The sequence below is a fragment of the Vibrio sp. V03_P4A6T147 genome, from assembly GCF_002241085.1.
In the GTDB taxonomy this organism is placed as follows: domain Bacteria; phylum Pseudomonadota; class Gammaproteobacteria; order Enterobacterales; family Vibrionaceae; genus Vibrio; species Vibrio anguillarum.
The window spans coordinates 1-6,959 of the sequence record NZ_NDIO01000334.1 but is presented as its reverse complement, the minus strand read 5'-3'; the positions used below and the strand labels follow the sequence as shown (position 1 = coordinate 6,959).

The 6,959-nt window shown below is 45.9% G+C and carries 5 protein-coding genes and 1 pseudogene; 4 read left to right on the top strand and 2 right to left on the bottom strand.

Annotated features, from left to right (window positions below):
* A partial coding sequence (gene punR / locus B9J84_RS13055; RefSeq protein ID WP_094124314.1) for a DNA-binding transcriptional activator PunR occupies window positions 1-880 on the top strand: 880 nt, incomplete at its 5' end.
* Window positions 881-946: 66 nt separating this feature from the next.
* Here punR and fadA read toward each other — a convergent pair.
* Window positions 947-2,122 (bottom strand): acetyl-CoA C-acyltransferase FadA, encoded by a 1,176-nt coding sequence (gene fadA / locus B9J84_RS13050; protein ID WP_094124313.1) that lies wholly within the window; start codon window positions 2,120-2,122, stop codon window positions 947-949.
* Between the two features lie 14 nt (window positions 2,123-2,136).
* Window positions 2,137-4,308, bottom strand: coding sequence for a fatty acid oxidation complex subunit alpha FadB (gene fadB, locus B9J84_RS13045; protein WP_094124312.1), 2,172 nt, complete (start codon window positions 4,306-4,308; stop codon window positions 2,137-2,139).
* Window positions 4,309-4,526: 218 nt separating this feature from the next.
* Between fadB and B9J84_RS13040 the strand changes: the two genes are divergently transcribed.
* The 3 genes and pseudogenes from B9J84_RS13040 to B9J84_RS13030 form a co-directional block, all read left to right on the top strand.
* Entirely contained in the window at window positions 4,527-5,150 is a 624-nt protein-coding gene (locus tag B9J84_RS13040; RefSeq protein ID WP_013855603.1) for a YigZ family protein, read from the top strand.
* 30 nt (window positions 5,151-5,180) lie between these two features.
* Window positions 5,181-6,638 (top strand): TrkH family potassium uptake protein, encoded by a 1,458-nt coding sequence (locus tag B9J84_RS13035; RefSeq protein ID WP_017046377.1) that lies wholly within the window; start codon window positions 5,181-5,183, stop codon window positions 6,636-6,638.
* Between the two features lie 9 nt (window positions 6,639-6,647).
* Window positions 6,648-6,899 (top strand): annotated as a pseudogene (locus B9J84_RS13030) (flavodoxin domain-containing protein); the annotation flags it as partial.
* Window positions 6,900-6,959 lie beyond the last annotated feature (60 nt).

Genomic DNA, 6,959 nt, shown 5'->3' with positions numbered 1-6,959 from the left:
GCTTGATACTGTCGCACGGTTGGGTAGTTTTACCGCCGCTGCGGAGGTTTTGCATAAAGTGCCGTCAGCGATCAGCTACGGCGTTCGCCAAGTCGAACAAGATTTGGATGTGCTGCTGTTTCGCCGTTTACCTAGAAAGGTGGAGCTGACGCCCGCTGGTGAGCTGTTTATGGTGGAGGCTCGCCAATTGCTTAGGCAGATGGAAGAGATTCGTTCACAAACTAAACGCGCGGCGCATGGTTGGCAGAAAACGCTAAAATTGACGCTTGATAACGTGGTCAAACTCGACAAAATGAAACCGCTGGTGGAAGATTTTTATCGCACGTTTGAGTTTGCTGAGCTGCAAATCAACATGGAAGTGTTTAATGGCTCATGGGAAGCTATTGCGCAAGGTCGAGCTGACATTGTGATTGGTGCAACCTCTGCGATTCCTGTCGGTGGTGATTTTGAAGTGCGTGACATGGGTGTGTTGGATTGGGCATTTGTAATGTCTCCTCGTCACCCTTGTGCTCAAGAGCCCTATTTAACCGAAGATTTTGTCAGTCAGTTCCCGGCGATTTGTTTGGATGACACGTCAAGTGTATTACCCAAGCGGCATACGGATCACTACCCGCAGCAACGGCGCTTACTTTTACCGAATTGGTATAGTGCGATTGAATGCTTAAAAAATGAAGTCGGTGTGGGCTATATGCCAAGACACATTGCACAACCTTTGATTGTTGATGGTGGGTTGGTTGAACGGGTTCTCACCGTTGATAAACTGCTTAGTCAATGCTGTTTAGTATGGCGTAAAGATGATAATCATAAATTGATCGAGTGGATGGTAAATTATCTGGGCAGTAGCGATCAACTTTATCGTGATTGGCTTCAAGCTAAATAACCTAATAAGAAGAGCCAGCAGTGCTGGCTCTTAAAAGACTCTTCAGTGAGAAGAAAAACAGAATGGTTATGGGCGCTCAAAAATAGTCGCAATGCCTTGGCCTAAACCAATGCACATCGTTGCTAGACCATATTTGGCGTCTTTCGCTTCCATCAAGTTAATCAATGTGGTTGAGATGCGCGTGCCAGAACACCCGAGAGGGTGACCCAGTGCGATCGCCCCTCCGTTTAGGTTAACCTTCTCATCCACTACATCGAGCAAACCGAGATCTTTCGCGCAAGGTAGAGATTGAGCTGCAAATGCTTCGTTTAACTCAATCACATCCATATCTTGCATGGTGAGGCCTGCACGCTGTAGCGCTTTATGGGTAGCCGGAACTGGCCCATAACCCATAATTGAAGGATCGCAACCAGCGACGGCCATTGATTTCACACGCGCGCGAATCTTTAAGCCAAGCGCATTGGCTTTATCTTCGCTCATGATCAACATCGCCGATGCGCCATCGGACAGAGCCGATGAGGTGCCTGCCGTTACAGTACCATTGGCTGGGTCAAAAACAGGACGCAACTGTGCTAGCCCCTCAACAGTGGTTTCCGGGCGGATCACTTCATCAAAATCGAGCGTGAACAGAGTACCATCTTCGGCATGAGCTTCAGTGGGGAGGATTTCATTTTTGAAGCGGCCTTCAACGGTGGCTGCGTAAGCGCGTTGATGCGAACGAGCGGCAAAGGCATCTTGTTGCTCACGGCTAATGCCGTGTATTTTACCTAACATCTCAGCCGTTAACCCCATCATCCCCGCAGCTTTGGCAACGGTTTTTGACATGCCGGGATGGAAATCAACGCCATGGTTCATCGGTACGTGCCCCATATGCTCAACGCCGCCCACAAGGCAGATTTCAGCATCACCAACCATAATGGCGCGGGTGGCATCATGCAGTGCTTGCATTGATGAACCACATAAACGGTTAACGGTGACGGCACCAATTTCAATCGGCAAGCCAGCTAACAGTGCTGCATTACGCGCGACGTTAAAGCCTTGTTCTAAGGTTTGTTGCACACAACCCCAGTAGATATCTTCGATCTCTTTTGGGTTGACTTGTGGATTACGGGCTAAAATGCCTTTCATCAGATGTGCAGATAAATCTTCCGCACGAGTATGACGAAATGCCCCACCTTTTGAACGACCCATCGGGGTGCGTAGGCAATCAACAATTACGACATTTCTCTTATGTGAAGTCATTTGGACATCTCTCCTTAGATAGAACTTGCTTGTTGAGCACCGTAGAAGGTCTCGCCTTTTTCTGCCATATCGAGCAGCAGTTGAGGTACATGATACATCGCGCCCAATGCTTGGTATTGGCTTGCCATTGCAACGTAGTTTTGTAAACCAAGACTATCGAGATAGCGGAATACGCCGCCTCTAAAAGGAGGGAACCCTAAGCCGTACACCAATGCCATATCAGCTTCTTGGGGTGAAGCGATGATCTTCTCTTCTAAACAGAGTGCCACTTCATTGATCATCGGAATCATCATGCGCTCAATGATGGTTTGATCATCAAAAGTACGTTTATCACCACATTCTACGTTAAGAACAGTGAGAACCTCTTCAGAGAAAGTTTTCTTCGGTTTGCCTTTCTTATCTAAAGTGTATTGATAGAAACCGCTGCCATTTTTCTGGCCATATTTATTGGCGTCAAACAGTGCATCAATAGCATCGCGGCCCTGTTTGCCCATACGTTCAGGGAAACCTTGTGCCATTACTGCTTGTGCATGGTGAGCGGTATCAATACCGACCACATCTAGAAGATAAGCTGGGCCCATTGGCCAACCAAACTTACGTTCCATCACTTTATCGATTTGAGTGAAATCAGCGCCATCGCGCAGTAATAAACTAAAGCCACCAAAGTAAGGGAAAAGTACGCGGTTTACGAAGAACCCAGGGCAGTCATTGACCACGATGGGGGATTTACCCATTTTGGCCGCGTAAGCGACAACTCGATTGATGGTTTCATCGGAAGTGTGTTCACCACGAATAATTTCCACCAATGGCATACGATGTACTGGGTTAAAAAAGTGCATACCACAGAAGTTTTCTGGACGTTTGAGTGATTTGGCCAGTAGGTTGATTGGAATGGTTGAAGTGTTCGAGGTGATAACCGCATCCTCACCAACATTGGCTTCTACTTCACTTAGTACCGCGGCTTTGATTTTCGGGTTTTCAACCACAGCTTCAACAATTACATCCGCTTGCTCAATCCCCGCATAATGCAGGCTAGGCGTAATCGATGCCAGCACACTTGCCATTTTAAAACCATCAATTTTTCCGCGCTCTAGCTGCTTGTTGAGTAACTTAGATGCCTCTGTCATACCTAAATTAAGGGACGATTGAGCAATATCTTTCATCAAAACAGGCACGCCCTTTACTGCCGATTGATAAGCAATGCCGCCGCCCATGATACCCGCACCAAGTACCGCCGCTCGTCCGGTTTCTTTATTGGCTGATTTAGCCGCTTTTTTTGCCAGTGCTTTAATATATTGGTCGTTGAGGAATAAACCGACCAAGGATTTCGCCGCTTCAGAATGAGCGAGCTTAACGAAGTGTTTACGCTCAATGGCCAATGCTTCATCACGGCTACAGCGCGCGGCTTCTTCTATTGCAATAACAGCGGTTATTGGCGCTGGATAATGAGGTCCGGCATGCTGTGCAACCAAGCCTTTGGCCATGGTGAAGCTCATCATGGCTTCTAATTTGCTGAGTGTCAGCGCGGACATTTTTTGCTGGCGACGCATTTTCCAATCAACGGTTTCATTGATGGCCGATGTGATGGTTTTGAGTGCTGACTCAAGCAGTTTGTCGCTATCAACAATCGCATCGAGCAGCCCAATTTTAAGGGCTTCTTCAGCACGACATGCTTTGCCTTGAGTGATCACTTCCATAGCATTGTCGGCACCAATTACACGAGGCAGACGCACACAGCCACCGAACCCCGGCATAATACCAAGCTTTGTTTCCGGTAATCCTATGCTGGTGGTCGCGTCACCAATACGGAAATCGGTAGCGAGTACACACTCACATCCACCGCCTAGCGCGTGCCCTGTTAAAGCGGCTAGTGTCGGAACGGGTAGATCTTCTAGTTTGTTGAAAATGCTATTGGCAAATTGCAGCCATTGGTCGAGTTCTTGCGCAGGTTTAGCAAAGAGACCTAAAAACTCAGTGATATCAGCCCCGACAATAAAAGATTCTTTATCGGAAGTAAGAATAAGGCCTTTCAGTCCTTGGTGGGCTTTTAGGGCATCAAGTGCATGGTTGAGCGATTCAAGAGTGGCAAGGTCAAGTTTGTTCACTGACTCCTTGGAGCAGAAACGCAACTCCGCAATACCATCTTGTAATTCCTTTACCTGTAGGGTGTTGGCTTGGTAAATCATTGTCTATCTCCGTGACATACAACCTTAAGATCGTGTGTGAGAGTTTTTGTTGTATTAATAGTTCTGGTTTGACCAGTCGGTTTAGTTTGACCTGAGGATTGTTTAATTTCAATACATTTTTTAAACAACTGTTTAACATTGAGTGCGAATGGAGATCAGCGCTGCTTTTTTAAGTGCACGTGTTACACTCTTGCCATCCGCTCGATCTATGATTTCACATGAACGAACAACCTTATTTAATTCCAGCGTTGCCCACCCAATTTGAAGAGGAAATCAAAAAAAGCCTCTTTATTACCTATTTGGCCCATACTCCGAGTGTAGATGCTGCCAAAGCCTTCGTTGCGCAAATAAAGACAAAACATAGCGACGCCAGACATAACTGCTGGGGCTTTGTTGCCGGACGACCGGAAGATTCGATGTTGTGGGGTTTTAGTGATGATGGTGAGCCATCAGGGACGGCGGGCAAACCGATATTGGCGCAGCTAGCCGGATCGAGTGTCGGGGAGTTAACGGCCGTCGTCACTCGTTATTATGGTGGGATTCGTCTTGGCACTGGTGGGTTAGTTAAAGCTTATGGTGGCGGAGTACAACAAGCACTCAAGCAGCTTCAAACTATTGAGAAAAAAATCACCACAAAATTATCCCTAACGTTAGACTACGGTTTTGTGCCGATTGCTCAATCCATCATCGCGCAGTATGAAGCATTAGAAGTCGAAGCCGATTATAAAGAACAGGTTAAATTTCTTGTTGAGATAGAATTGCGCCATCTTGATGCCTTTACTCAAACTATCATTAATAAAAGCGGTGCAAAAGCTGTAGTGACCGCCATAAAAAATAATTAGGAAGTCAGAAGCTTCGCTTCAGAAAAAGCAATGCAAATTCGATCTATTATTCGTATCGTCGGGCTTTTGCTCGCGCTATTTAGTGTCTCTATGCTTGCCCCTGCGCTGGTGGCTTTGCTGTACCGCGATGGTGCAGGTGTACCTTTTGTCACGACCTTTTTTGTATTGTTGATGTGTGGCGGTTTTTTTTGGTTTCCAAACCGCCGCTATCGACATGAATTGAAAGCCAGAGACGGTTTTTTGATCGTTGTACTGTTTTGGACGGTTATCGGTAGTGCGGGTTCATTACCGTTTTGGTTGGCGGATAATCCCAATGTATCGGTTACTGATGCGTTTTTTGAATCATTTTCAGCATTAACCACCACCGGAGCAACCGTCATTGTTGGGTTAGATGAATTACCTAAAGCGATTTTGTTCTATCGGCAGTTTTTACAATGGTTTGGTGGGATGGGGATCATCGTTCTAGCGGTGGCCATTTTGCCAGTATTGGGAATTGGGGGAATGCAGTTATATCGGGCGGAGATCCCGGGCCCGGTCAAAGATACTAAAGTTACTCCAAGAATCGCCGAAACCGCCAAAGCACTTTGGTACATCTATTTAAGCTTAACGATTGCCTGCGCAACGGCTTTTTGGGCAGCAGGGATGACCCTATTTGATGCGATTTGTCATAGCTTCTCTACGATCGCTATTGGTGGGTTTTCGACTCATGATGCAAGCATGGGGTATTTTGACAGTTATGCGATCAATTTAATTACGGTTGTTTTTTTGCTCATTTCAGCCTGTAATTTTACGCTCCATTACGCGGCGTTTGCGACAGGTGGTGTTCATCCAAAATATTACCTTAAAGATCCAGAGTTTAGAGCTTTCGCTCTTATACAAGTCATTTTGTTTGCGGTTTGCTTTTCGATTTTACTCAAACACCATTCTTACGACTCTTTTTATGACGCTTTTGATCAGGCGCTATTTCAAACGGTATCCATTTCGACGACGGCAGGCTTTACCACAACAGGTTTTGCAGATTGGCCGTTATTCTTACCTGTATTATTGCTGTTTTCTTCATTTATAGGTGGGTGTGCTGGCTCTACGGGCGGTGGCATGAAAGTGATCCGTATCTTATTGCTTACCTTACAAGGTGCTCGTGAGATGAAACGTCTTATCCACCCAAGAGCCGTGTATACGATTAAGGTGGGCGGAAGTGCTCTTTCACAGCGAGTTGTTGACGCGGTTTGGGGATTTTTCTCAGCGTACGCACTGGTCTTCGTGGCGTGTATGTTGGCATTGATCGCAACAGGGATGGATGAACTGAGTGCATTTTCTGCCGTCGCTGCAACATTGAATAACTTAGGGCCTGGATTGGGTCAAGTCTCCGTACACTTTGCGGATGTTAATGACAGTGCAAAATGGGTATTGGTTGTTTCGATGCTCTTTGGTCGCTTAGAAATTTTTACACTATTAATACTGCTTACCCCTACGTTTTGGCGCAGTTAAGGATATCCCGTGCAAAAAGCTCTTTTTCTCTATTCTTCCCGTGAAGGTCAAACCAAGAAAATTCTTAACTATATAAAAGAGGAACTTTCTGAGTTTGATTGCGAACTTGCCGATTTACATCAAATTGAGGATATTGATTTAGCTCTTTACGATCGAGTCTTAATTGGTGCTTCTATTCGCTACGGACATTTAAATAAAAAGCTTTATCAATTTTTAGAATAACATGCTGAGTAATTAGCACTCGCTAAAGCGGCGTTCTTTTGAGTTAACTTAACTGCAAGAAAAGAAGCGCAGGGATAAGATACTCTAGAAGGAAGTGTT

Bases quoted from the DNA above. Each gene is read 5' to 3' on its own strand.
- fadA (WP_094124313.1), bottom strand. From the start codon at position 2,122: ATGACTTCACATAAGAGAAATGTCGTAATTGTTGATTGCCTACGCACC.
- fadB (WP_094124312.1), bottom strand. From the start codon at position 4,308: ATGATTTACCAAGCCAACACCCTACAGGTAAAGGAATTACAAGATGGT.
- B9J84_RS13040 (WP_013855603.1), top strand. From the start codon at position 4,527: ATGAACGAACAACCTTATTTAATTCCAGCGTTGCCCACCCAATTTGAA.
- B9J84_RS13035 (WP_017046377.1), top strand. From the start codon at position 5,181: ATGCAAATTCGATCTATTATTCGTATCGTCGGGCTTTTGCTCGCGCTA.